We start from the raw sequence: 25,836 nt of genomic DNA on the forward strand, positions 1-25,836 counted from the left end.
CAGGCCCATGCCGCCGCCGCCCGCGGCGCCCTCGACGCAGCCTCCGGCGGCGGCCCCGGCGGCCCCGCGGCGGCGACGCGGGCGCGGCTGCACGGGCTGCCTGACCGCCGCCGTCGTGGTCATCGGTCTGATGATCGTCGTGGGAGTCGCGGGGTACCGCTACTTCCAGCCCGTCGAGGGACGGCAGAACACGCCGGCCAGGGACGGCCAGTTCACCTTCGTGGCGTCCCCGACGGCCTGCGGCGTCACCGTGCGCGGCCTCAAGCCCGACTTCGGCGAGAAGCTGTGCCGCGTCAGGATCACCGTGACCAACACCGGGACCAAGACCCGCACGCTCACCGCGGAGCACCAGAAGCTGATCGACGACGGCGGGACGTCGTACGAGGCGCGGGCGATGCCGCGGAGCGGCACCGCGGACGCGCGCACCGCCTCGCTCGCCGAGGTGCTGTCTCCCGGCGCCAGGTTCAACGGCATGCTGATCTTCGAGATCGCCGCCACGGCGCAGCCGGTCTCGGTGGTCCTTCACGACGCCGCTCTGAGCAAGGGCGTGCGCATCGCCGCCAAGGCCGGCTGAGCGACGCGGGTCGGCAGCGGCCGAGGAAGGCGGGACGCAGCGAGCTGACCTTGCCGCGCGGCGATTTTCGCGGTCTTCGCGGTTGCAAGATCGACAGGACTCCGGACGGTGTCGTGTAAGCGGTGTCGGTGCGGTGATGGCGGGTCCATGGCGTCACCGGCGCCGCCGCGGTCCGGGCGTTCGCCGACCGGGCCGCGGAACGTCTCTGACCTGTGGAGAAGACCTGTCCTGATGGCCGTCGACATGCGCTCCGAGGAGCTCCTGCCGCGGCGGCGGACGAAGGAGTGGCCGTGAAGCCGCAGAACAAGGGCGTCGAGATGGCCCGCTCGCGGGTCGGCTGGTGGGCCGCGGCGGCCCTGGTCACCGTGCTGCTGCTCGCCACGATGCTGGGCGGGGGGCGGGTCGGCCTCGCCGTCGCGGCCACCGACGGCAGCGCCTGGCTGTGGAGCCGGACGGCGGGCGAGGTGGACCGGGTCAACCCCGACAGCGGCCGGGTGGAGCAGCGCCGCCAGGTGACCGACGCCCGCGGCCACCGGGTGCAGGTGACCCAGAACGACCGGTTCCTTCTCATCCACGACCTGGACACCGGCCGCGTGTCGTCGCTCGACCTCAACGGCCTGGGCTTCTCGGGACGGCTGGACATCGGCACCCGCGGCGATCCGCACCTGGCGATGGGCTCCAACGGAGCCGCGCTGGTCGAGCGCACGACCGGCGCGGTGCGCGCGCTCGACCCGGCCACGCTGCGGCCGGTGGGCCCGGTCCTGCAACTGCCCGGCCCGCTGGTCGGCGGCGAGTTCGACGACGCCGGCCTGCTGTGGGTCGCCGCGCCCCGGCAGGGCACCGTCCTCGCCGTGAAGGTCGCCGCCCAGGGCCCCAGCGTCGTCCGCACGGCCGAGGCGGCCCCGCCCGATCACGACCTGGCGATGACCGTGCTGGACGAGGGCGCCCTCGTGGTCGACCGCGACGGGCGCGGACTGGTGGTCGCGACGGGCGGCGGCACCCGCCGGGTCACGACGCCGGTGTCGCTCGTCGGCGCCATGGTGCCGGCGCGCACCCACGGCGCGCTCGCCGCGGTCACCGTGCCCGCGGCCGGCGCGGTGGTCACGCTGGGCGACGTGCGCCAGGGCGGCCCGGTGCGGTCGTTCCCCCTGACCGATCCCGTCCAGGAGCCCGCCGTGCCGTTCGCCGGCAAGGTGTACCTGCCCGTGCGGGAGACCGGGCAGGTGCGGGTCTTCGAACCGGCGGGCCGGCAGACCGGCATGCTGTCGATGCCGGCCGGGCGCGGCGACATGGAGCTTCAGGTCCGCGAGGGCAACCTGTTCGTCAACTCGCCGGGCAGCACGGACGCCCTGGTCGTCGGCGGGGACGGTGTGGCCCGCAAGGTCGGCAAGTACCCGGGCGGGCCGGGGCGCGGCGGAGGCCGCCCGCACAAGCCCGGCGGCGGGGCGAGCAGTCCGCCGCCGGTGCCGGCGCCGCCCGCCGATCCGGTCTTCCCGGACCCGTTCGAGCCGGACCCCCCTTCCGAGGGACCCGAGACGCCGCCGTCCACCCCCGCGACGCCGCCTGCGGACCCCCGCACGGAGGCGCCCCGGCCGTCGGCGACGCCCGGCCCGCACCTTCCGTCGCCACGGGTGCCCTCGCGCACGCCCACGGCATCGCCCAGCGGGAGCAGGCCGACCACGCCGAGGCCGACCACGAGCAGGCCGACGTCCACCAGGCCGGCGACGCCGAGGCCGACCACCACCAGGCCCACCGCGCCGAGGCCGACCACGCCCAGGCCGACCACCCCCAGGCCGACGACCCCGAGGCCGACCACCCCCAGGCCGACGACGCCCAAGCCCACCCCGACCAAGCCGAAGCCGAAGCCCACCCAGACGCGCAACCCGTACACGCCGGCGCAGGTCTGCAACGCGACGGCGGGCGGCAACTACCAGGTCCAGCGGTCGTCGTCGTTCGCGGGCGGACGGATCTACCAGCTCTACAGCGCGTCCACCAAGAAGAACTGCGCGGTCACGATGAAGACCGCGGACATCGGCAAGGCCACCAACGTCTGGGTCCGCCTCCAGAGCCAGAACGGCGGCAAGGTCGCCTCCGACAACGGCTCGTTCAAGTACTACGCCGGACCGGTCTTCGTCCTGGCGCCGGGCGACTGCGTCCGGTACTCGGGCGGCGCCTCCGGCGCCAGCGCCTCGGCGGGCTGGGGCAACTGCGGCTAATGAAGGGCAATGAGTGAGCACCACGACCGCGACGCCGGCGCTGCCCGACGAGGAGGCGCTGCTGGCCGCCGCCGCCTTCGAGCGGATGGCCTCCGGCATCCAGTCGGCGGCGCGCTGCGATCCCGCCACGGTGCGGCTGATCCTCACCGCGTTCGCCGCGGGCGGGCACGTCCTGCTGGAGGACCTGCCCGGCATGGGCAAGACGACCCTGGCGCGCGCCCTGGCGGCGGTGACCGGCGGGAAGATCGGACGCGTGCAGTGCACGCCCGACCTGCTGCCGTCCGACGTCACCGGAGTGACGATCTTCAATGAGCGGAGCCGCGAGTTCGAGTTCCATCCGGGCCCGGTGTTCGCCAACGTCGTCATCGTGGACGAGGTCAACCGGACCTCCCCGAAGACGCAGTCGGCGCTGCTGGAGGTCATGCAGGAAGGGCGGATCACCGTGGACGGGAAGGCGCACCCGGTGCCGCGCCCGTTCCTGGTGGTGGCCACGCAGAACCCCATCGACCTGGAGGGGACGTTCCCGCTGCCCGAGGCGCAGCTCGACCGCTTCCTGATGCGGCTGTCGCTGGGGTACCCGGGCGAGGAGGCGGAGCTGTCGCTGCTGCGCGGCTCGTCGCTGACCGAGCCCGAGGACCTGGCGCCGGTGCTGATCGGCGAGGAGATGGCGCGGCTCGGCGCCGCCGCCGAGCGCGTCGCCGTCGCCGAATCCGTCAACCGGTACGTCCTGCAACTGGCCCAGCGCACCCGGCGGCATCCGCAGCTGCGGGCCGGCGTCTCCCTCCGGGGCTCCATCGCCCTGTGCCGGACGGCGCGGATCTACGCGCTGGCCGACGGCCGCGGCTATGTCACCCCGGACGACGTCAAGGCCCTGGCGCGCCCGGTCTGGGCGCACCGGCTGGTGCCGCTCTCGGGCGCCGCGGGCGCGGCCGAGACCGCGGAGTTGCTGGACGGCGTCCTGGCCGAAGTCCCCGTCCCGGCGGCGCAGGGGAACGGCTAGGCCGTGGCCGGCGGCACCCTCCGCCCCACCGCCCGCGGCTGGGCGCTGCTCGCGGCCGGAGCCGTCCTGTGCGGCTGGGGCTTCGGCCTGGGCTACCCGGCGCCCGGTGCGCTGGGGGCGCTCGCCTTCCCGGCGGTCGCGCTGGCCATGGCCCTCGCCGGCCGGCTCCCGGCCGCCCGGGTCGGCCGCCGGATCACGGCGTCGCGGGTCCGCGCCGGAGAACCCGTGACCGTCGTCCTGGACGTCGCGGCGGGCAAGGGCGCCGGGAGCGCCACCGTCGCCGAGCGCGTCACCGGGATCGGTGATCCGGTCGTCCTTCCCCTGGGCCTCGCCCGCCCGAGGATCCGGTACGAGCTGACCCCGCGGCGGCGCGGCGTGGTGGAGGCGGGACCGCTCAGCCTGGTCCGCACCGACCCGCTGGGGCTCGCGCGCGCGGTCCGGGCGGCCGACGACGTGCCGGTGCGGTTGCTGGTGCATCCGCGCCACCACCACCTCGCCCCCGTGCCGGCGGCGGGCGGCGGGGGCCGGGACACCTCGTCGGCGTCGGTCCGGGCCTCCGAGGGGGCGTTCGCGGGGCTGCGCGAGCACGCGCCCGGCGACGACGTCCGGCAGATCCACTGGCGGACGTCGGCGCGCCGCGGGCGCCTGATGGTCCGCGAGCACGCCGACTCCGCCGGCACGGGCATGACCCTGCTGGTCGACGACCGGTACGGTCCGGACGAACTGGACGCCCTCGTGGAGGCCGCGGCGTCGATCGTGCGGTCCGGCCCGGACGTCCCGGTCGAGTTGCGGCTGGCCGGCGGTGTGCGGTCCGCCGCGGCGGCGGGGGTCGTCGCGCACCTGGACGTGCTCGCCGAGGCGGCGGCGCGGCCCGGCGCGGACTTCCCGGGCGCCTGCGCGGGGCTGCGCTCGGCCCCGACGGGGCGCGCGATCGTGCTGCTGTCCACGGCGGCGGCGGACGAGGACGCCGCCGCGGCCATGCGGCTGCTCGCGGCGCGGCACACCGTCTCCCTGGTCGGCCTGATCGGCCCCGGCGACGGCGGGGGCCTCGTGCCGCCCGCCGGGGTGCGGCTGCTGCGCGCGGCCGACGCGGCCGGCTTCGCCGAGCGGTGGAACGAGAGCCGCTGGTGGGCGCAGTGAACCGGATCCGGGCCGCGCTGTCGTCCGCCGCCGTCGCGCTGGCCTCCGCCGCGTCGGCGCCGCTGCTCGCGGCCGGGTACGACCGGCCCCTTCCCGCGTTCACGGTGCTGGCGGTGACCGCGGCCCTCGCCGTCGCGGTGACGTCGGCCGCGTACCGGATGCTGCGCGGCCTCGGACCCGCCGCGATCCTGGCGGGCCTGCCCGTCGCCGCGGTCTGGCTGGTCGTCCTGGCCTCCTGGGCCCCGGGGCCGGTCAAGGGACCGGTGCCGGGCGCCGCGGACGCGGTGCTGCACTCGGGCGCCCGCATCCTCACGACCTCGCCGCGGGCCCCGGTGACCGTGGACCTGCTGGCGTTCCCGGTGGCGGCGATCTGGCTGGCCGCGGCCATCGCGACGGTGCTGCGCCGCGACGGGCGCGTCCTGCCCGCGCTGCTGCCCGGTGCGCTGCTCCTGTGCGGGGCCACGGCGCTCAACCCGCAGGCGGCCGGGCCCGGCTACTGGTCGGCCGCCCTGGTCGCCGCGGGCGCCGCCGTCCTGCTGCCCGCCGCACCGCGTGCGCGTCCGGACACCGCGAGCGCCGGGTTCACCGTCCGCGTTCCGGACCTGGCGGACGCGGGGCCCGCGCCCGCCCGCCGCCGCCCTCGCGCGCGCGTCGGCGCGATGGTCGCGGCGGTGGCCTGCGCGGTGGCCCTGCCCGGGGCCGTCGCCGCGGTCGGCGGGTCCGGCATGCTGGACGACTGGCCGGTCAAGGCGGCCGATCCCCGCCGGGCCGCCGAGGCCCCCGAGGCGCCGGCCGAGGAACGCAACCCCCTGGCGTACCTTTCGGCTTGGTCGGCCGAGCCCGATGCGCCGTTGCTGAACGTGTCGGGGCCGAAGACCCAACTGCGGTGGGCCGTGCTCTCCGAGTTCACCGGGCCGACCTGGCTGCCCGACAGCACCTACCTTCCCAGCGGGGCGACCCTGCTCCCTCCCGCCGACATGCCTCCGAAGACGGTGCGGACGAGCGTGCGCGTCTCGGTCGGCAGGCTGCCCGGCCGCTGGGTGCCGGTCCCCGGCATCCCGACCCGGGTGGACGGTCTCGCGGTCGAGCAGGACCAGGAGTCCGGCACGCTCCTGTCGTCGGACGGCCCGGTGGCCGGGCGGAGGTACGCCGCGACGGGCGAGGTCCCGGAGTGGAGCGGCTCGCAGGCGGCCGGAGCCGTGATCGACTCCGGCGAGCAGTACCAGCGCTACCTCCGGCTGCCGCCCGGTGCGCCGCGCAAGCTCGAGGAGATCGCCCTCGCGGCCGCGGGGGACGGCACCGCGCACCAGCGCGCGTCCCGCCTCGCCGCGTACCTGCGCGCCTCCTACACCTTCAAGCCGGGCGCCCCGGGCGGGCACGGCTACGCCGAACTCGCGAAGCTGCTCGTCGCCCCGGGCCGCCGGGGCGGCGGCGCGACGTCGGAGCAGTTCGCCAGCGCGTTCGCGGTGCTGGCGAGGGCGGCCGGTCTGCCGAGCCGGGTGGCGGTCGGGTTCGGGCCGGGCAGCGGCGACCGCGAACGGGTGGTCCGCACCGGCGACGCGGTGGCCTGGGGCGAGATCTACTTCCGGGGCCTGGGCTGGGTGCCCTACGACCCGAACCCGCGCGAGCGTACGCAGGCGTCCCCCCAGACCGGTTCCGGGAAGCGGATCGAAGAAGGCGATGAGCCGTCCGACGGTCCCGACGCCCAGGACCTCGGCGACCAGGGCGGTGCGGGCGGCGGCGGGCGCTCGGGTTCGGGCTCGGGCCCGGAGGGCCTGCTCGTTCTCCCGGCGCTGGTCCTGCTGGCCTTCCTGATCGGGGCGCCGCTGCTGGGCGCGATCCGGTCCCGGCGGCTGCGCCGGGGCGCCGCGCCCGACCGGATCCGGGCGGCCTGGACGGAGTTGCTGGTGGCGACGCGCGTCGCGGGGCTGCCCGTTCCCGCGTCCGCCACCCCGGTCGAGATGGCGGAGCGGCTCGCGCGGGAACTGCCGCGCACCGACCTCGCCCGGCTGCGCAGGGTGGGCCGCCTGGTGAACGCCGTCCGCTACGGGGGCTCGGTCACCCTGGAGGACGCCGCGTTCACGGTCGCGGAGGTCCGTTCCGTGACCGCCGCGCTGCGCCGCTCCCGGCCGCTGCCGCGCCGCCTGCTCTGGTGGTGGGACCCGCGTGCGCCGCTGTGGGCGGCTCAGCCCTCCCGCTTGCCGCGGTGAGTGCAGACGGGCTTGGCGTAGGCGACCCGGTCGACGTCCAGCACGGCGACGACGGTCAGGCAGTACTCCACGCTCGGGTTCAGGGCGAGGATCGTGGCCTTCGCGGTCCCCGCCGGCACGTTGGCCATGGTGGACGGCGTGCGCCCCGCCGGACCGCCGACCACGTAGTACGCGGCCTTGCCGCCGGTGGCGTCCTTCCAGCTGATCTCGATCGAGACGCGGTTGTCGACGATCTGCACCTGGCTGGGGCTGAACTTGGTCTCCGGCCGCACCGCCGTCGGGGTGGACGTGGGCGTCGGCGAGCCCGAGCTGGGCGCGGGGGTGGCGGGAGCCTGCGACGCGGGAGCCTGCGAGGCGGGCGGCGACGCCGCGGGCGGGTCCGCACGGCGCCGATCGGCCGAGCCTGAGCCCGTCAGGAGGGCGATCACGCTGAACACGACCGCGGCGAGCACGAGCCCCACCAGCGCCAGCAGCACGATCCGGGGGCGCTGCGACTTCGCGGGCTCCCCCTGCGGGGTGAAAGGCCCCTGCGGTTCCGCGAAGTGCAGCGGCTGGTCCGCGAATTCCGTGAGCGGCGCCTGCGGCTCCTCGAAGGGCACGTGCCGGTACGAGGGCTGTGCATACTGCTGCGGGGGCGGCGCCTGCTGTCCCTCGAACGGCATCTGCTCGTAGGTGGACGGCGCCTGCTGTTCCGCGAAGGCCGCCTGCCATTCCGCGAAGGACGCCTGCGGCCCTCCCGGGGAGACCTGCGTTTCCGCCGACGGCGTTCGCGGTTCCGCGAAGTGCACCTGCTGGTCTTCCAAGGGCGCCTGCTGCCCCCCGAAGTGCACCTGCTGATCCTCGAAGGGCGCCTGCTGCCCCCCGAAGTGCACCTGCTGGTCCTCGAAGGGCGCCTGCGGTTCCGCGAAGTGCACCTCCTGGTCAGCGAGAGGCACCTGCGGCTCCGGGACGGCGGCCGGTGCCGGAACGGGCTCCGGTGCCGCCTTGTCCCACGGCGACCAAGGCGCGTATTCCCCAGGGACGTCGTGCGGGGGAACGGCGCGGAGCCCCTCCTCCAGCGCCTCGACGAACGCACGCGCCGTCGGGTACCGGTCGGCGGGCTCGCTCGCCAGCGCCTTTCCGAGGACGTTCCCGAGCCACTCCGGCACGTCGTCGCGCGGCACCCGGGGAGCCGCCTCGTCCGGGGCGCGTCCGCCGCCGGTGGCGAAGGGAGCGCGCCCGGCCAGCAGGCCCCACAGGGTGGCGCCGAGCCCGTACACGTCGGCCTGCACGGTCTGCGGACGCCCCAGCAGCGCCTCCGGAGCGGCGAACCCGGGCTCGACGCGGTCCCGGGCGACCGGCGCCAGGACGCCCGGCGCGGTGTGCGCCGCCAGTCCCCGCGCGGTCGCCGGACCGGTGAGCAGCGGTCCCGCCTCGCCCCGCATGATCCGGCTCGGGCGGACGTCGCCGTGCACCAGTCCCTCGTCGTGCAGCGCCTGCAGGGCCCGGCCCGTCGCGACGGCGGTCCCGACCGCGTCCGCGATCGGCAGAGGCTCCGGCGGGAGAGCGCCGGCGGGGCAGTACACGGCCACCGTGTACCGCTGCCCGCTCGTGGCGCGGCCGCTCTCCAGCACGCTCACCAGGTGCTCGCCGCGGGAGGCGCGTTCGAGGGCGGCCAGTTCCTCCGCCGGGGTCTCGGAACCGTCGAGCCGCACCCTGACGGCGACCTCGGCGCCGGACTCCTCGTGCACGGCGCGGTAGGTCACCGAGCCGGCGCCGCGACGGAGGATCGACAGCCCGCCGTACCCGGGGAGCAGGCTCGACGAGTCGGCGCGGGGGGCGGCGGCGACCCTCAGCTCGGGCGGGGGGCTGTCGGACGGCCAGGTGAACGTCGTCCCCGCCGGGCCCGGCGCCGGCTCGGACCGGGGGGCGCCGAGCAGTTCCAGCAGCTCCGCCAGGGTCAGCGGCTTCGCCGTCGCGATCACTTCGGGGGCGAAGACGTCGCCGCGCTCGGTGAAGAAACCGTGGACGATCACGGTGTGGCCGCTCGCCGCCAGCCTGTCGGCCAGGAAGGGGACACCGGCCTCCGGAAGGTCCTCCTCGAAGTCCGGCGCGAACATGAACGCCGCCGGGGCGCGGACCCTGCCGCTCTTGGACAGGTCACGCAGCCCGCTGGCGGAGGCGGCGTCGAACACGGCGGGGAAACGACCCGTGGCGCGCAGCCTCTGGGCGAGGTCCGGGTTCCCCGCCACGATGAGGTTCGGTGCGGTGACCATTACCTCGGGCCCCGGACGAGAAGGTCGGACGTCGGCACAGGGACCCTCCTCGCTGACCTGTCGACGAATGTATAGCCCATCCCTTCTAGACGTCCGTGCGCGCCGTCATTGCGCAACCCTCCTCGGGCTCCCGATCGCCGCTCGATCTCACCAGACGACGGCGGACTCGTCGCCTTCCTCGTCGCCCGGCGCGGCCACGTCGTGGAGCGTGGCGGTCGGGGCCGGCTGACCGGCGTGCATCTTCTGGATCATCGCCTCGGCCGCCGCCTTGCCCCTCGCGATGGCGTCCCGGTCACCGCGCTTCCACCAGGGGGTGAGCCACATCTCGACGGGACGGGCGGTGCCGGCGACGACGGCGGCGCGGCCGAACGGCATCGTCCGCAGCTCCTCGGGGGTGAGGATGTGCTTTCCCTCGTGCTTGCCCACGAGGTCGGCGAGGTCGGAGAGGTCCTTGACCGTGCCGGAGCCGCCCGAAATGATCTTGACGGTGGCGTTGTCCCACAGGGACGCGGCGCCGTCCGTGCCCCACACCCGGCGGGCCTCCGCCAGCGACGTCAGGTAGACGTGCACGCTGATCGAGTAGCCGCCGGACTCGCCCATGTAGGTGGCGAGGCCGCCGAGGGGGCAGATGTCGGCCACCTGGTTCAGCTCGAACGTCAGCGGCGGGTCGAGGCGGCCGCTCGGATTCTTCATCGCCGTGCCGCGCGCGCTGCGGAAGTACTGCTCGATGATGGTCGTGACGATGGGGGCGATGCCGCCCCAGTCGCTCTGCTTCTTGGAGACGAAGTACAGGGTGTTCCGGCCCTGGAGGAACTTCCGGAAGTCGAACTCCTCACCGGGGTCCGGCGTGCAGTCCGCCAGCACCTCGGGCTGCGAGAAGCACGACATGACCTGGATCACTCCGGACCACATGCTCTCGTTCCGCATGTTGAACTCGAGCGCCCCGGTATAACCGGGGGCGGTCCGCCCCTCGCGCTCGCCCTGGCGCAGGATCTCCAGCGCCTCCTCGCCGTTGGCCTCGTAGACCCAGCGCATCACCTCGCGGAAGTTGAGGCGGCCGATCGCGCCGGCGTGCAGCAGGCAGCGGATGATCGTCATGATGCCACCGAGCAGGCTGCCGCCTTCGTGCCCGATGTCGAAACCGCTCGTCTGGACGAGCGTGCCCGCCCGGACCGCGCACACGTTCGGGTCCTCGCACCCCTGCAGCGGCGACCAGCGCATCCGGTTCGGCCAGCCGGTCCAGTTGAACGGGTCGAAGACGTACACCTCGCCGAACTGCGACCGCACCATGGCCGTGTTGATGAACGTCTCGCGGCGGCTGGACGTGACGATGCAGGGGCCGGGCGCGTCGATGGTGAACGGCGTGACGAAGTGCACGTCCTTCCCCTGCCGCGGCGCCGCGAGGATGATCGCGGTGTCCTCCAGGGACGCGTACAGCTTCCGCCGGGACCTGATGTCCCGGCCGATGTAGAACCCGACGTCCTCGGGCTTCACCGAGCGCGCGGGAACGTTCTGCGTCGACGGCCGGACCTGTGCGGCCTTGCTCTGGACGGTCCGGGCGCTCAGCAGCTTGCGGACCTCCCAGCCGGAGGCGAAGCCCAGCCGCAGCCGGCGCCACGTCCGGTGGCGCCGCCAGTTCAGCAGGAGCCGGATCAGGACGTAGGCGCCGAGGGCCATCGCCAGGAGCAGCACGGCGAGCAGGCCGAAGAAGATCGGGGCCGACCCCAGGGCCGCCGCCGCCGCGGGCGGCCACGCGCCGCGCGGATCGTTCGGATGGCGCACGAGGTTGTAGGTGATGCGCAGGCAGTCCGTCGGGCTGGAATCCGGCCATCCGCCGCCCGAAAGGACCCCGGACAACTGGCCCGCCAACCACGTCAGGAAACTGCTCGCCCCGCCCAGCAGCGCGCTCACAAAGCCAATACCTATGAAGACCACGTAAACGTCGTCGTCGTCATTGCCGGCCATAGAGCCTCCTCAATCGTGATGTCCGGTTCAAGCGGTTCCGACCGCCGACACGCGCCACGGGGCGCTCGGATCCTTGCGCCGGAGGGTGACGAACGCGGTGGCGTGGACGGGGGAGCCCTTCCAGCCGTCCCGGCCGGTGGGCGTGACGGTGATCCCCCATCCCCGGTGAGCCAGCGTGGGCGTGTCGGCGGGGACGTCGCCTTCGGGGGTTCGCCGGGTGAGGCGGACCTTGGCGTAGGCATGGTGCTCGCTCCACTGCCCGGGAACGACGCCGCCGGGCTGGTCGGAGACGGACACCTTGTAGAAGTCGTCCAGAAGGGGCATCGCTCGCTGGTAGGCGTCGCGCTGGCTGTGATCGGTGGTGGAGTCGACGAGCCACATTAGGGTGAGCGCCGCCTTGGACACCGCCGTGGCGTCGTAGTGGTCGAGCCGGGTGAGGTCGGGCAGGCCGCCGGGCACTTTCGGGGACGCGGTCGCAGGCGGCGGAGAGGAGATCGCGCTGGTGGGGGCGGTGCTGGGGGCCGGTGTGGCCCGGGGCGTCCCGCAGGAGGCGAGGGCGCAGGTGAGCGCGGCGAGGAACACGATGCGCGGCGGGCGTCCGGGGGCGGCCATGGGCTCCTTCCGAAGGGCGGCGGGCGGATGCGTGCCGCGGCGCGGCCGGGCGGCCCCGTGGTCAGGCAGCACGTACGTCGCCCAGCACGGAGATGTGGACATGGTCGTAGTGGTTGGCCGTCAGGCCGCCGCGGTCCTCCATCTGCCGCCAGCCCTCGCCGGCCCTGTCGGGATTCCAGATGTGCTGGCGGTAGATGATGTACATGATGCCGAGGCGCCCGGCGTTGGCCTTGGCCCAGTTGGCGATGTCGTAGCCGAGCTGGACCTCGCGGGCGTTCGGCGCCCCTGAGCTGATCATGAAGTCGCAGGCGCGGCCGAGGGGGTGTTCGCCCCCACCGGGGATGCCGCCGTTGGCGCGGTAGCAGCCGATCCCGCGCGGGACGCCGAACAGGGTCTTGATCTGGTCGCGGACGCAGGCCGTCCGCTTGGTGATGTTGCCTTCGACCATGCCCCCGCCCGCGGGGCAGACCGATCCCGGCTTCCAGTTGCCGCCGTCGCCGAACGAGGCGCATGATGCTCCGGCATTGTTCTGACCGCCGAGGGAGAACTTGCCGCCCGCGTAGCGTTCGGCCCACGACAGCACCAGGTTCACATAGTCCGTGGAATGGTTGTAGGCGAAGATCGCCTTTCTGGTGTCACCGGGCGCGCCGCTGGCGTGCAGATAGTTCGCGGCACTGAAAATTGCGTCCGCCGGGTCGTAGCGGCTCTTTTTACCGTCGTTGTTCCCGTCGACCGCATAAGCGTTGAAGGTGCTCTGCAGGAACTGCATCGGACCGCCCGCGCCGGCGTAGTTCTCCCCCGATGAAACGCCCGGAAGTTTGGACCGCCCGTGGTCGGTCTCCACCTTTCCGATTCCGGCGAGCAGGTACCAGGGAATGCCGTACTTCGGGCCCGCGGCCTTGTACAGCTGGACGTAGTTGGCGGGAATGCTGTCCGTGGGGGCCTTGGCCGCCGCGGCGACGTTCCGCACGGCTCCGGCGTCGAGGGACCCTCCGGCCTGAGCGCGGCGGTAGACCACCGGCGCCACGGTCGGGCCGCCCGTCCGGCTCGGCTTGGGCGCCGGGCTCAGCAGGTCGGGGCCGTCGGGATTCGCCGGTCCGCAGGCGAAGGTGGCGCCGGGCGCGAGGATGTTCTGGACCGCCACGAACATCGCCGCGACCAGGAGCGCTGCGATGGCCATCGACCCGAAGCAGCCCGTCCTGAAGATCAGCTTGCCCAGGCTGAAGGTCACCATCGGGGATCATTCCCGGAACAGTTGATGATGTGGCCCTCCCAGATCGGCGGTGACGTCGCCGACCCTCCCGCCGGGGGCGGAGGGCCGAGCCGCCACCGTCGGCGTCCTCTTCGGGCGTGCCTCGCCTGCACGGACCCGCCGACCAAGACAGTGCGGTCAACGCGCGGTGATGCAAGGTGGGTCCTGCGGTCGCGCGCGGGAACGGGCGCCGGGAGACCGCAGGCCGACGGGTTGACGGGAGCGGCGGCTCGCGGACGGTCGGTCCCAGTAGATTGATCTCCGCTGGTGCGGAGCCAGCAGGCCAGAGCAGAGCCGCTCGTGACTTTCCCGGAGGTGGGCACCCGTGGTGCGGGCAACGGAGAGCGGCGGCCCGCAGCGCGGGGGGACCGGCCCCGAGGGGCTGCCGAGCGTGCCGGGCTCGGCATATCCTGTTCGGCAGACCCGACCTCAGCACGAGGGGTATGCTGCCCAGGCGGTCATACCAGCAGAACAAGGACCGGTGCCGAGAAGCACGCTCGGACTGGTCACGTACAACGGACGAGCTCCAGGGATCTGGCTCTCCTCCTGCCATGGGGGAGCCGGCGCCTCCACACTCGCCGCGCTCATCCCCAACAGTGTGAGCGCGGGACGCTACTGGCCGACGCCCGCGCCCCCGGGGCAGTCCCAGGTGCTGCTCGTCGCCCGGAGCCACGCCGCAGGGCTGTGCGCCGCCCAGGCGGCCGTGGCGCAGTGGGCGGCGGGAACCCTCCCGAGCGTCCAGCTGATCGGTCTGGCCGTGGTGGCCGACGCTCCAGGAAAGCGTCCGAAGCCGCTGGCGGACCTCATGCGTCTGATCGCCGGCGGAGTCCCGCGTCTCTGGGACCTGCCGTGGGTCGAGGCCTTCCGCCTCGGCGACCCTCCGGACAAGGTGCGGCTTCCCCCCGCCTACGCGCGTCTGGTCCGCGACGTGGGCGGTCCGGTCCCCTCCTGATCGCAACAGAGTCGCCGCCCTGCGGCGCTTGCCGATCAGTGCGGCCCCCGGACCGTCCAGTACAAGTACAGAACCGTGCTCGGAAGGAGCCCGCCGGTCCAGCGCTGACAGGCGGCGACCCCTTCCAGAATGGGGCCCATCGATCGCGCGGACGGCGGATGCGTCGCGACGCGCGCCGGTGAGCCCCGGCCAAGTCGCCGTCCGCCGACTCCGGCCGGACAGACCCTCATCGCATCATCTCGGAGGACGCGCATGCTCGACGCGACGATCACGTGGACGGCCCACCTGCTCGACCATGCGGCTGCCCTTGCCAGGGACATCCCGAACCCGGGGCAGGGCGAGGCGCCGCCGTTCGCGAACAAGATCGAGAAGCTGCTCGGCTGGGCGGCGTGGGGCGGCCTGCTCGCCTGCGTGGCGGGTTTCGTCATCATCGGCGCCCGGATGGGGATCCAGCACAAGAAGGGCGAGGGGGGCAGTCACCTCGGAAGCATGTTCATCGTGGGCTTCGGCTGCCTGCTCATCGTGAGCGCCGGATTGATCGTCAGAAACCTCGCGGCTTGAGGCCGGCGCCCCGGCACCTCCGCGCACGCGGCAGGGGCCGCAGGGGCCGGCCGCCCGCGCGCCGGCGCGTGTCGGTCCTGTCCGCCGCGCTGCTGGCGCTGGGCGCCGCCCTGCTCACGATCAGCCTTCTCCCCGCTCCCGCACCGGAGATCGCCCTGGACGGGCAGCGCGGGGCGGCCTCGTTGGAACGCTCTGAACCGGCCGGTCCGCTCGCCGCGGGCCCGGCGCGGCTCGCGGTCGAGGCCCTCCCGGCCGTCCAGGGACCGGGCCGGGTGGCGACCGTCGGCTTCGCGGCGCTGGGAGCGCCCGTCGACTGGGACAAGACGGAGGACATCGAGACGATCGACACCGACCCCGGCGGCAAGCTCCAGTTCGACCCGGAGTCGGGCCGGATCAGAGTGTGCGACAGCAACGAAGACGGCCACGTCGCGCGCGGCTACGCCATCCTCGACGGGCGCGAGGTGGCCTTCGTGCACAAGGGCACGAAGGGGCATTGCGACGAGATCCAGATCCCCGACTACAAGCGCAGCACGAACTACCAGTTCAAGGTCTGCATCGCCAGGAGCAATTCAGATCCGGACGGCTACTGCAACACCAGCACCAGCACCCAGTGGCCGAAGGAAGACAAGAAGAACGACTCCTGCTGGGATCTGAAGACCGACGACGAGAAGATCGACTGCGTGGGGGGTGTGGAGGAGTTCTGCAACCAGTGGCAGCACACCAGTGGAATGTTCCCCAAGCAGTGCGAGAAGGACCATTCTGACAAGAAGCCGAACGTTCTGAAGCCTCCCATCGGCAGAAAGCCGGACGTCAACGCCAGGCCCGACGCTTCGCTGCCGCGCGGCCACGCCAAGGGCGTGGGCGAGGTCACCGAACCGATCCAACCCTTGCTCCGCTGGATGATCTGGACGGCGCTGGCGGCATGCGTCCTGGGCTTCATCCTGGTCGGAGGAAAAATGGGGGTCAAGCACAAGAGGGGCGAGTTCGGATCGCACGCCGCCGACCTGAGGTGGGTGCTGCTCGCGTGCGTTATGGCGGGCTCAGGGCTGGCCCTCGCGTTCGTCACCCTTCTGGTCGATGATTTCTGAGAAGAAGGCCCGTCGTGTTTAGGTCGAGCGACTTCGCAATCTCCGCTCCACGCCGTTCAGGGGGTTCGTAATGGACGATCTCCTCAATCAGGCGTGGGCATGGCTCGTCAGTAAACTGCTGGACTGGGCGCTGTCGAGTTTCCAGACGTTCCTCACCTGGTGGATGAGCGACGCCTACAGCGTGCAGATGACCGGCGAACAGGGCGGAGTGCTCTACGGGATCCGCGAGTACAGCAACTGGATGACCGCCGGGGGAGCGTTCGTCGGCTTCCTCGTCGCGGCCTTCCGGATCGCGGTCAAACGCAAGGGCGCGCCGTTCAGACAGGCGATGTCCCAGTTCTTCGAACTGGCCGTCATCGTCCTGACGCTGGCCACGCTGGTCAACCTGCTGAACATCGCCGGGCAGAGGTACTCGCACTGGATCGTCGCGGGCATGGGCCCGAAGAACGACGCCTGGATCGACAACTGGAAGAACGGGATCGATCTCCTCGGCGGAAACCAGGACGACACCTCGTTCATCCTCGCCTTCTTCGCCCTCGCCGCAGCGCTCTCGTCGGCGATCCAGTTCGTTCTGATGCTCTTCCGCAACGGCGCTCTCGTCGTCCTGGTGGGAATTCTCCCGACGGTCGCCGCGGCCCGGTTCACCTCGTACGGAGACGCCGCCTACAAGCGATGCCTCGGCCTGCTGGTCGCCTTCGTCGCGGTCCAGCCGGTCATCGCGACGATCGACGCGAGTGCCCTGGCCCTGATGGCGTCCAAGTACGAGGCCGACCGCCTCGCCGGCCTGGCCCTCGCCGCCGGGTCGGTGTTCGCGATGCCGACGACCATCCGCGCCGTGATGCCCGTGGCCACGGAGGGCATGGGCTTCTTCGGCATCCGCCAGGTCGGCCACTTCACCTACGGCGGTACCGCGGTGACCATGCGCAGGTCGGCGACGGGTCTCTTCACGGGCCTGCTGGCGAGCGGTGGCGGCGGTGGCGGTGGTGGCGGGGCGGCTCCCGCGCCGCGCACCCGCACCGGCGGCGGCTGGGGCTGGGGCTGGGGTAACAGAGGCGGCGGCGCGGGCGGCGGCACGGGCGGCGGCGGAACGCCCCCCAGGCCGCCCAACGGCCCGGGCGGCGGACCAGGCGGCGGACCGGGCGGTGGCCCGGGCGGTGGCCCGGCCGGCGGACCGGGTGGCGGACCGACGGGTGGACCGACCGGCGGGCCGACCGGGGCACCGAGCGGTGGCCCGAGCGGCGGGCCGGGCAGCGGGTCGGGCAGCGGGTCGGGCAGTGGCTCGGGCAATGGCCCGGGCGGCGGCGGAGGACCGCAGGGCCCGTCGGGCGCCGACCCTTCTTCCAGCGTCCCGCCGTATGACGTTCCCGCTCCCGACTTTTCCTCCATCGGAGGGAATGGCAGCCAGCCGCCGCCCTACCAGCCCCCCGATTCTGGTTCCTCCTCCAGCGGAGGTACCGGGTACTCGCCTCCGTCCGGGGGCGGTGGCCCGAGCGGCAGCAGCGGAAGCGGAAGCGGTCCCAGTGGCAGTTCGTAGCCGAAGGAATGAGGTGGAGGCGGCGTGACGTCCGACTACCGTGAACCCACGTACGGGAACTGGCGGAAGCCGGTGTCCCCTGGAATCGGGCGGCTGGGACTGGCGGGCACGCTGATCCTCATGGTCGGGCTGATCGTCATCACCCTGATCGCGACGTTGTCGCTGATGCTGGCCCTGCTCGGCGCCGTCGCGCTGGGGGTGGTCATGCTGCCGCTCGTCATCCAGGACGCGCATGGGCGGACCGCCCTCCAGTCGCTCACGGCACGGGTGACCTGGTGGTCGGGCCGCTCCCAGGGGTGGCACCTCTACCGTTCGGGACCGCTGAGCGTCGTCCCGCACGGCACGTGCCGCCTTCCGGGGCTGCTCGCCCAGTCCCGGCTGGTGGAGGGCCGCGACTCCTACGGGCGCCCGTTCGCCCTGGTCGTGATCCCGTCCACGAAGCACTACACCGTGGTGTTCGAGTGCAACGCCGAAGGTGCGGCGCTGGTCGACCAGACCCAGATCGACACGTGGGTCTCCCACTGGGGGCAGTGGCTGGCCTCGCTGAGCTACGAGCCGGGGCTGGTCTCCGCGAGCGTGACCATCGAGACGGCCCCCGACACCGGGACCCGCCTCCGGGAGGAGATCTACGCCAACACCGACCCGAACGCGCCCGAGCTGGCCCGGCAGGCCCTGGACGAGATCGTCTGGAACTACCCGGTGGGCAGCGCGCGGGTCTCCACCCGCATCGCGGTCACCTACGCGGCCCTGCCGCAACTCGGGGGCAAGCGGCGCGACCAGGACGCGATGGTGCGGGAGGTCGGGATGCGCATTCCCGGACTGATCTCCGGGCTGGCGATGACCGGCGCCGGATCCGCCCGCGCGCTGACCGCGAAGGAACTCGCCCGCGCCGTGCGGATCGCCTACGACCCGGACGCGCAGAAGGTCCTGGAGGCCGCCGAGGACCAGGAGATCCGCTGGGAGGACGCCGGGCCGGTCGCGGCGCAGGAGTCGTGGGACCACTACGTCCACGACAGCGGCTGCTCCATCACCTGGGGCATGTCGGAGGCGCCGCGGGGCGAGGTGCTGTCCAACGTGATGACGGGGCTGGTGGCCCCGCACCACGACATCGCCCGCAAGCGCGTCACCTTCCTCTACCGCCCGCACGATCCGGCCTCCGCGGCCCGGATCGTGGAACGGGACCGCCGGGACTCGCGCTTCCGCCTCGACGGCGCCTCCAGCGCCGCCCGGAACGAGATCGACGTGATCAAGAGCGACCAGTCGGCCCTCGAGGAGGCCAGGGGAGCGGGAGTGATCCGGTTCACCGTCCTCATCACCGCCACCGTCCGCTCGGCCGAGGAGCTCCCGGTCGCGGCGGCGGCCGTCGACACCCTCACGGGCCCCGCGCGGCTGCGGCTGCGGCAGATGTACGGGTCGCAGGCGTCGGCGTTCGCGGCCGCCCTTCCGCTGGGCATCGTCATCCCCGACCACCTTCAGGTGCCGGCTCTGGTGCGGGAGGCCCTGTGAAGCGCCCCGCCGAACCGGTCCCCGGAGTGGTCGGAGAGCTCCTCGCCGAACAGGACGGCGAGAAGGGCAAGAAGAGCAAGAAGAAGAAGGAGAAGAAGCCCAGGCCCGAGCTCAAGCCCGGGTTCCGGGGGTTCTCCCGCCGCGGCGGGGGCCGGGCCTCCTACGTGGAGATGCCGTCGGAATGGCGCGGGACCACGGTCCAGGTGTGCGGGCTGTGGCCGTTCGGGGCCGGGTCGGGAACGCCGATGGTGGGGGTGCCGCTCGGCCGCGAGCTGACCACCGGCGCGGCGCTGTGCTGCGACCCGATCTCGTGGTTCCAGCGGGCGAACCTGATCCACAACCCGTCGGCCCTGGTGCTGGGCAAGCCGGGGCTGGGCAAGTCGACGCTGATCCGCAGGATGGTGGTGGGGCTGGTCGGGCAGGGGGTGTTCCCCATGGTGCTCGGCGACCTGAAGCCCGACTACGTCGACCTGGTCCGGGCCATGGGCGGGCAGATCATCAAGCTCGGCCGCGGGCTCGGCTCGCTGAACGTGCTCGACCCGGGGGCGACGGCGCACGCGGCGGCCAGGCTTCCCGGGCCCGCGCGGGCCAAGCTGATCGCCGACGCGCACGGCCGCCGGCTGAACATGGTCAGCGCGCTGGTCACGCTGCTGCGCGGCGCGCCGATCGCCGACACCGAGCGCACCGTTCTGAACGCCGCCCTGCGGGTGCTGGACGAGCGCCACCGCGGCGTGCCCGTCCTGCCCGACCTCATCAAGGTGATCGACGACGGGCCGGAGCGGCTGCGCGCGGTGACCCTCGCGCGCGGGGACGAGGCGCGGTACCGCGCGGCCGTCGACCCGCTGCACGCCTCGCTGCTCGGCGTCCTGGACGGTCCGATGGGCGAGACGTTCGCGCACCAGACCACCACCGCGATCGAGCTCGACAATCCGGGCGGCGTCTGCATCGACATCAGCGGGATCGACGACGCCGACGCCGAGCTGCAGGCCGCCGTCCTGCTGGCGTGCTGGTCGGACGGGTTCGGCTCGATCGAGGCCGCGCACGCGCTGGCCGACGAGGGGCTCGAACCGCAGCGGCACTTCTTCGTCGTCCTGGACGAGCTGTGGCGGGTGCTGCGGTCCGGGCGCGGCCTGGTGGACCGGGTCGACGCGCTCACCCGCCTCAACCGGCAGCGCGGCACGGGGCAGGTGATGATCACGCACACCATGGCCGACCTGCTGTCGCTGAGCGACCGCGCCGACCGGCTCAAGGCCAAGGGCTTCGCCGAGCGCGCGGGCATGGTGATCTGCGGCGGGCTGCCGCAGGCGGAGATGCCGATGGTGAACGAGGTGGTCCGGATGTCCTCCATCGAGGAGCGCATGATCATCGACTGGTCGACGCCGCCGTCCTGGAACCCCGAGCTCAAGCGGGACAGCGAGCCCCCGGGACGCGGGAGGTTCCTGGTCAAGGTCGGCGGCCGCCCGGGCATCCCGTTCAAGGTGGAGCTCACGTCCGTCGAGCGCGATGTCAACGACACCAACAAGCGCTGGACCAACTCGACCACGAGGCCTCCCGCCCAAGCCGTCTGAGGGCTGTTCGTCCGGCCGGCCGTGGAACATCCTTGTACCGGCGTGGTGATGCGCGGCGGATGTGAGGGAAGCCGTGGCGAGACGGACATGGTGGCGGGGCGCGAGCGTCTACCGGCCGCCGCCGCCCGCGCCGACGCTCGTGGATCCCGCCACGTCCGCGGCGGCGGACGGCGTCCCGGAGGAGTGGGCGGTCGGTGACCGCATCCTGGACCTCTACGAGGTCCGCGAGCTGTACGGCGACGGCGGCATGGGGCTGGTCTACCGCGTCCGCCACCTCGGCTGGGACATCGACCTGGCCGTCAAGTGCCCGCGCCCCGGCATGCCGGCGAGCGAGGACCTGGTGCGGCTGTTCGTCCAGGAGGCCGAGACGTGGGTGGCGCTGGGGCTCCACCCCAACATCTGCACGTGCCACTACGTGCAGACGCTGGGCGCGGTTCCGCGGGTCTTCGCCGAGTTCGTCGACGGCGGAAGCCTGCGGCATTGGATCCGCGGGGGACGCCTGTACGAGGGCGGCCCGCGGGCGGCGCTGGAGCGGATCCTGGACGTGGCGATCCAGACCGCCTGGGGCCTGGCGCACGCGCACCGCCTCGGCGTGGTGCACCAGGACGTCAAGCCGGCCAACGTCCTGCTCGACTCGGCAGGGAACGCCAAGGTGAGCGATTTCGGGCTGGCGCGTGCCGGCGAGCTGATGACGGAGCGGTCGTCGGCGGAGCCGGGCGACGGCACGCTTCTGGTCACGACCGGAGGGTTGAGCCCTGCCTACGCCTCGCCCGAGCAGGCGGCCCGGCGTCCCCTCGGGCGGCGCGCGGACGTGTACAGCTTCGCCGTCAGCGTGCTGGAGATGTTCACCGGCCGGGTCCGCTGGCGCCTGGGCCCGGCCGCGGCGACGGGCCTCGCCCGCTACCTGGACGGCCGGAATCCCGGCGCGCCCATGGACGCCATGCCCGCCGGGCTCGCCGAACTGCTGGCCCGCTGCCTGCGCGAGGAGCCGGAGCACCGGCCGCGGGGCATGGCCCCGGTCGCCGAGGAACTGGTCTCCCTCTACGCGGCGGAGTTCGGGACGCCCTACCCGCGGGCCCTGCCCGCGACGGCCGGACTGCGCGCCAACGAGCTCAACAACCGGGCGCTGTCGCTGCTCGACCTCGGGCGGCCGGAAGAGGCGGCGGCGGCCTTCCGGGAGGCGCGCGCCGCCGACCCGCGCCATCCGGAAGTGATCTACAACTCCGGCCTGCTGCGCTGGCGCGCCGCCGGCATCACCGACGCCGACCTGACGGCTGAGCTGGAGTCGGTTCGCCGCGACGATCCCGAACGGGTGGGACGGCTCCTCCGCCTGGTCGAGCGCGAGCGCGGTGACACCGAGGTCCGCGAGGAGCGCGGCGCCGACATCGAGGCGGAGGTCGAGGAGGACGAGGAGGACACCGAGTTCGAGGCGGAGGTCGAGGACGACGTCGAGTTCGACACGATCGGAACCGAGACCGTCTTCGCCCTGTGCCCCACACCCGACGGCCGGCACATCGTGGGCGCGGGTTCGAGCGGGTGCCTGCTCGTCTGGGAGCTGGACACGGGCCGCCGCGTGCGGACCATCCCGACCGGCAACTGGGTGATCTCCCAGATCCGCGTGACCCGCGACGGGCGGCACGCGCTGGTCGGGAAGGACAGCCTGCAGGCGTGGGACCTGGTCACCGGCGAACGCACCGGTCCCTGGCGGGGGAGGAGATCGGGAACGGACGCGATCTGCCTGACCCCCGATGGAGCTTTCGCTCTGACGGCGGGTCGGCGCGACTCCATGCATCTCTGGGAGGTGGCCACGCTCCGGCGAGTGCGCACGTTCCCTGGGCCGCGGGACGAGAAGGGTCACAGCGTCATGAACGCGGTCTGCGTCAGCCCCGACGGGCGCCATGCCCTGTCCGCGTACGGCGGTCCCCTGCTGTGCCTGTGGGATCTGGTCACGGGGCAGACGGTCTGGAAGACGGAGATCCCGGATGAGATGGACGGCCGCCTCCTGCACAACGCGTCGCTGGTGCACGTCACCCCCGACGGCCGGCACGCCGTCGCGGCCTTCCCCCGGGGCGTCGTCGTCACGCTGGACATGGCCACCGGGCGGATCACGCACACGTTCGCCGATCCCTCGTCCCCCGCGCTGAAGAAGATGTGCGTCACTCCGGACGGGCGCCATCTGCTGATGATCGACGGCGTGCTGCGGCTCTGGGAGCTGGACACCTGGCGCTGCGTCCGGACGATGAGCGCCCCGCCCGATCCGCGGAGTGCCTGCGTGGCGCCGGACGGCCGCCGCGTCGTGATCGGGCCCGATCACGGTCGGCCGCGAGTCCTGGATCTGGGGCGGCGGCGCCCGGCCCCGCTGCAGATCTGCCGCCCCCGTTCCCACGGCGAGCTGAGCGGGCTCGACTCGCACGTCAGGGCGCAGGCGGCGGAGGCGGAACGGCAGATCGGCGCGCGGCGGTACACCGAGGCCGCGGCGACGCTCGAACGGCTCCGGAGCACGCCCGATCTCGGCGGCAGCGCGCCCGCCCTCGACGCGTGGCACAGACTCGCGCTGGTGTCGGCCCGGGTCGGGGTCCGGGCGTCATGGCATCTGGGGACGCTGGCGGCTCATACCGGGCCGGTGACGTGCCTGGACGTCACGCCCGACGGTGAACGGGCCGTGTCGGCGGGCGCGGACGGTGCCGTGCGGGTGTGGGACGTCGCCGCGAGGCGCCTCGTGCACCGGCTGGTCGAGGAGAGCCCGGGCGTGCGCGCCCGCCTCACCCCGGACGGGCGCCGCTGCGTCACCGCGTCGACGGGCGACGAGCTGAACGTGTGGGACCTGTCCGCCGGGAGGCTGGTGCGCACCCTGCGGACCGGCGCGTCCGGGCGCGGGCGGCTCATCGCCGTGTGCACGAGCCCGGACGGCCGCCATGTCGTCACGGCGGGAGCCAGGGAAGGGGGCGGCGAAGAGATACGGCTGTGGAACATCGAATCCGGCCGCACGACGATTCTGCACGGCGGCCGGGAGGGCGGCCCCGGCGTCCCCCCGGCCTGCGACGTCACGGCGCTGACCGTCACCCCCGACGGCCGCCATCTGATCATCGGTGGCTGGAACGATGTACGGGATCTCTTCGGCGACGCCGAGGCCACCGCGACGAGCTGGGTGGACGACGCCGCGGGCGTCAGCATGACCCGGGACGGCCGCCACGTCCTGAGCGTCTCCCCCGGTACCTACCCCTCCGGGGACTCCGTGCTTCTCCTGCATCCCCTCGGCGACCTCTCGATCGAGGCCTACGGGACCGGGGTCACGGCCGCCTGCGCCACGGTCGACGGGCGCTGGGGGCTGACCGGGTCCGCGAACGGAGCGGTGACCATGTGGGATCTGCGCCGGCCGGGCGGCGGCGAACCCCACCACGTCCTGTCCGACGGCGGGAGCGAGGTCGCCCTGGTGCGCGTCACCGACGCGGGCCGGCACGTCCTCGCCGCGGGTCTCGACGGCACGGTGCGCGTGTGGGAGCTCGACTGGAAACTGCGCGTGCGGAACCCGGCGGACTGGGACGACCGGGCACGGCCGTTCCTGACCGTTTTCCTCACCCTCCGCAGTCTGGAAGGGCGGGACGCTCCCGAGTGGACGGAGGACGAATTCGACGCCCTCTGCCGCGAGCTCCGGTACGCCGGATTCGGCCGGCTCCGCCGGTCCGGGGTGAGAGCGGAACTCGACCGCATGGCCGAACGCTGGAACGGCCCGCCCAAGCCGAGATTCGCATGGGATCGGGATCGGACGACGTGACGGCTGAATTGCGGTGATTCCACTAGGATCTCGCCATCACGGTCGGGGGAGGGCGCCGAGATGAGCGGACGCGAGCTCAGCGGGACGCTGGCGGTGCGGCGGCACTGGTGCCGGCCGGACGAGCCCGTTCTGCTGTGCCTGTACTGCCATGGCGCCGCCCTGCGCTTCGACGTGGACGGCCACGACTGGCGGGGCATCCCGGGCGGCGCCGGACGCGCTGTACTGAACGCCGTCGGAGCCGGTGTGGACTCGGCGTTCCGCGAGGACAGCCTCACTCCGCCGGCGCTGGTGGTCTTCGGCCCCGGCGGGGGCATGGCCGCGCGGGTGACGCTCCCCGACTCCGCGGAGACCCGCTACCTCGTCCTCACCCCGTACCGCATCGGCGTCGTCGCGATGACGCCGGGCGAGGCCGCCGAGTCCGAGGCACGGCGCGAGCCGCAGGCGGGGGTGCTGTCGCGGGCCCGCAGGATCGCCGCCGGGGCGGCGGAGCTCGGGCGCTCGCTCGCCCGCGACCATCCCTACCCACCGGGCGAACCGGTGCCGCTGTCACGCGTCGCGGGCCTCGCCGAGATCCCGGCGGCGCACATCGCGCACCTCGGCCTGGACCGGCGCAAGCTGCCCTCCGGGTTCCGTCCCCGCAAGGTCCCGGTCCTGCGGATCGGGCTCCACGACGGTTCCGGCTTTGACGTCACCGCACCGGACGACGAGGCGGCGGGCCGGCTCCTCCACCTCGCCACGCAACGTTCCTGACGGGCGATCACATGCCGCGCAACGAGCAGAAGCTGTACGAGATCGCCCGCGCGCACTGGTGCGCGCCCGGCGAGAGGCTGGTCATGGGCGACCACGCGGCCGGGCACATCGGCGCGACGGTGCGAGGGCTGAGCACGGCCCCGGCCCCGTCCGCCGTCCCGGACGGCTCGTCCGTCCCGGACCCGTCCTGGCCCCTGCCGACCGATCCGGTCCGGACGGGCCGGTTCTGGTACGACGAATGGGCCGACGACCCGGTGATCTGGGGGTGGGCGCACGCGCCCGGGCCGGACGCGGCGGCGGCCGCCGTCGCCGGCCACATGACCGGCTACGCCGACGAGGCGTGGCTGCTGCTCACGGACCGGCGGCTCGCGGTGTCCGTGGAGTCGCGGTTCGCGCGCCCCTCCGGCCGGCCGGGCGGGCTGCGCGGTCGCGTCCGCGGTGCTCGGGGCGATGACCAGGGCGATTCCACCGCGCCCCTGACGACCTGCTGGGAGATCCCGTTCGCGGCGGTCCGCGGATTGCGGGCGGTGCCCCTCGGCCGCACCCCGCAGCCGGAATGGTTCATCCGGATCGACTTCACCGACGGGTCGGCGTTCGACTTCCGGCCCCGCCGCGGCGCCAAGGCCCCGGAGTACGTCGCGTCGGTCTACTCGGGCCTGGCGCCCAGGCCCTGACCCCCGCGTTCATCCGAAACCGGAACCGCCCCGGGACCCGCCGTTTCCGCTGGAACGTCGGAATGCCATTCAATCCGGCCGGTTTCCCTATTGGCCTACCGGGCAAGCCGGTTTGTCCAGCGGAAACCGGTGGTCCATTGGCCTGGGGCGCCTCCCGAACCTGATCACGATCTGGTCTGCGGACGGTAAGAGTCTTGTCGGTTT

General features: G+C 73.4%; 18 protein-coding genes. 14 read left to right on the top strand and 4 right to left on the bottom strand.

Annotated elements, in window-relative coordinates; genetic code table 11:
* Positions 1-130: 130 nt before the first annotated feature.
* The 5 genes from ABD944_RS22935 to ABD944_RS22955 all read left to right on the top strand — a co-directional run bounded on the left by ABD944_RS22935 (position 131) and on the right by ABD944_RS22955 (position 7,140).
* Positions 131-574, top strand: a complete 444-nt coding sequence (locus ABD944_RS22935) for a DUF4352 domain-containing protein (RefSeq protein ID WP_345179617.1) — start codon at positions 131-133, stop codon at positions 572-574.
* Positions 575-864: 290 nt separating this feature from the next.
* A complete protein-coding gene (locus ABD944_RS22940) occupies positions 865-2,790 on the top strand; it encodes an NHL repeat-containing protein (protein WP_345179618.1) in 1,926 nt (641 codons plus the stop codon).
* 13 nt (positions 2,791-2,803) lie between these two features.
* The gene (locus ABD944_RS22945) at positions 2,804-3,790 is read left to right on the top strand and encodes an AAA family ATPase (RefSeq protein ID WP_345179620.1); all 987 of its coding nucleotides are present in this window, start codon (positions 2,804-2,806) and stop codon (positions 3,788-3,790) included.
* A gap of 3 nt (positions 3,791-3,793) precedes the next feature.
* Positions 3,794-4,930 carry a DUF58 domain-containing protein gene (locus ABD944_RS22950; RefSeq protein WP_345179623.1) on the top strand — a complete coding sequence of 379 codons (1,137 nt, stop codon included), beginning with the start codon at positions 3,794-3,796 and terminating at the stop codon, positions 4,928-4,930.
* Positions 4,918-7,140 carry a transglutaminase TgpA family protein gene (locus ABD944_RS22955; RefSeq protein WP_345179624.1) on the top strand — a complete coding sequence of 741 codons (2,223 nt, stop codon included), beginning with the start codon at positions 4,918-4,920 and terminating at the stop codon, positions 7,138-7,140. Before ABD944_RS22950 ends, ABD944_RS22955 begins: the two co-directional genes overlap by 13 nt.
* On the opposite strand, the gene ABD944_RS22960 is transcribed toward ABD944_RS22955, so the two are convergent.
* The 4 genes from ABD944_RS22960 to ABD944_RS22975 all read right to left on the bottom strand — a co-directional run bounded on the left by ABD944_RS22960 (position 7,116) and on the right by ABD944_RS22975 (position 13,206).
* On the bottom strand, positions 7,116-9,395 hold the full coding sequence (locus ABD944_RS22960) for a protein kinase domain-containing protein (protein WP_345179626.1): 2,280 nt from the start codon (positions 9,393-9,395) through the stop codon (positions 7,116-7,118). The genes ABD944_RS22955 and ABD944_RS22960 overlap by 25 nt on opposite strands.
* Positions 9,396-9,542: 147 nt before the next feature.
* Entirely contained in the window at positions 9,543-11,306 is a 1,764-nt protein-coding gene (locus ABD944_RS22965; RefSeq protein WP_345179628.1) for a type IV secretory system conjugative DNA transfer family protein, read from the bottom strand.
* An 81-nt stretch (positions 11,307-11,387) separates the two neighbouring features.
* Positions 11,388-11,972 carry a hypothetical protein gene (locus ABD944_RS22970; RefSeq protein WP_345179631.1) on the bottom strand — a complete coding sequence of 195 codons (585 nt, stop codon included), beginning with the start codon at positions 11,970-11,972 and terminating at the stop codon, positions 11,388-11,390.
* Between the two features lie 61 nt (positions 11,973-12,033).
* Positions 12,034-13,206 carry a lytic transglycosylase domain-containing protein gene (locus ABD944_RS22975; protein ID WP_345179633.1) on the bottom strand — a complete coding sequence of 391 codons (1,173 nt, stop codon included), beginning with the start codon at positions 13,204-13,206 and terminating at the stop codon, positions 12,034-12,036.
* A gap of 499 nt (positions 13,207-13,705) precedes the next feature.
* Here ABD944_RS22975 and ABD944_RS22980 point away from each other — a divergent pair, with 499 nt between their 5' ends.
* From ABD944_RS22980 to ABD944_RS23020, 9 genes are all read left to right on the top strand, one after another.
* Complete coding sequence (locus tag ABD944_RS22980; protein WP_345179635.1) at positions 13,706-14,176, top strand: DUF6668 family protein; 471 nt, start codon at positions 13,706-13,708, stop codon at positions 14,174-14,176.
* A 252-nt stretch (positions 14,177-14,428) separates the two neighbouring features.
* The gene (locus ABD944_RS22985; protein WP_345179637.1) at positions 14,429-14,737 is read left to right on the top strand and encodes a hypothetical protein; all 309 of its coding nucleotides are present in this window, start codon (positions 14,429-14,431) and stop codon (positions 14,735-14,737) included.
* Positions 14,734-15,825 carry a hypothetical protein gene (locus ABD944_RS22990; protein WP_345179640.1) on the top strand — a complete coding sequence of 364 codons (1,092 nt, stop codon included), beginning with the start codon at positions 14,734-14,736 and terminating at the stop codon, positions 15,823-15,825. The genes ABD944_RS22985 and ABD944_RS22990 overlap by 4 nt, the downstream gene beginning before the upstream one ends.
* Before the next feature lie 70 nt (positions 15,826-15,895).
* Positions 15,896-17,359, top strand: a complete 1,464-nt coding sequence (locus ABD944_RS22995; protein WP_345179641.1) for a hypothetical protein — start codon at positions 15,896-15,898, stop codon at positions 17,357-17,359.
* Between the two features lie 24 nt (positions 17,360-17,383).
* Complete coding sequence (locus ABD944_RS23000; protein ID WP_345179644.1) at positions 17,384-18,865, top strand: SCO6880 family protein; 1,482 nt, start codon at positions 17,384-17,386, stop codon at positions 18,863-18,865.
* A complete protein-coding gene (locus ABD944_RS23005) occupies positions 18,862-20,433 on the top strand; it encodes an ATP/GTP-binding protein (protein WP_345179646.1) in 1,572 nt (523 codons plus the stop codon). Before ABD944_RS23000 ends, ABD944_RS23005 begins: the two co-directional genes overlap by 4 nt.
* Before the next feature lie 73 nt (positions 20,434-20,506).
* Positions 20,507-24,208: a WD40 repeat domain-containing serine/threonine protein kinase gene (locus tag ABD944_RS23010; RefSeq protein WP_345179649.1), complete on the top strand. Its 3,702-nt coding sequence runs from the start codon at positions 20,507-20,509 to the stop codon at positions 24,206-24,208.
* A 60-nt stretch (positions 24,209-24,268) separates the two neighbouring features.
* Positions 24,269-24,958 (top strand): hypothetical protein, encoded by a 690-nt coding sequence (locus tag ABD944_RS23015; RefSeq protein ID WP_345179650.1) that lies wholly within the window; start codon positions 24,269-24,271, stop codon positions 24,956-24,958.
* 11 nt (positions 24,959-24,969) lie between these two features.
* The gene (locus ABD944_RS23020; protein WP_345179652.1) at positions 24,970-25,632 is read left to right on the top strand and encodes a hypothetical protein; all 663 of its coding nucleotides are present in this window, start codon (positions 24,970-24,972) and stop codon (positions 25,630-25,632) included.
* Positions 25,633-25,836 lie beyond the last annotated feature (204 nt).

Origin of the sequence: Actinomadura verrucosospora, assembly GCF_039540335.1 — a bacterium.
Lineage (GTDB): Bacteria > Actinomycetota > Actinomycetes > Streptosporangiales > Streptosporangiaceae > Spirillospora > Spirillospora verrucosospora.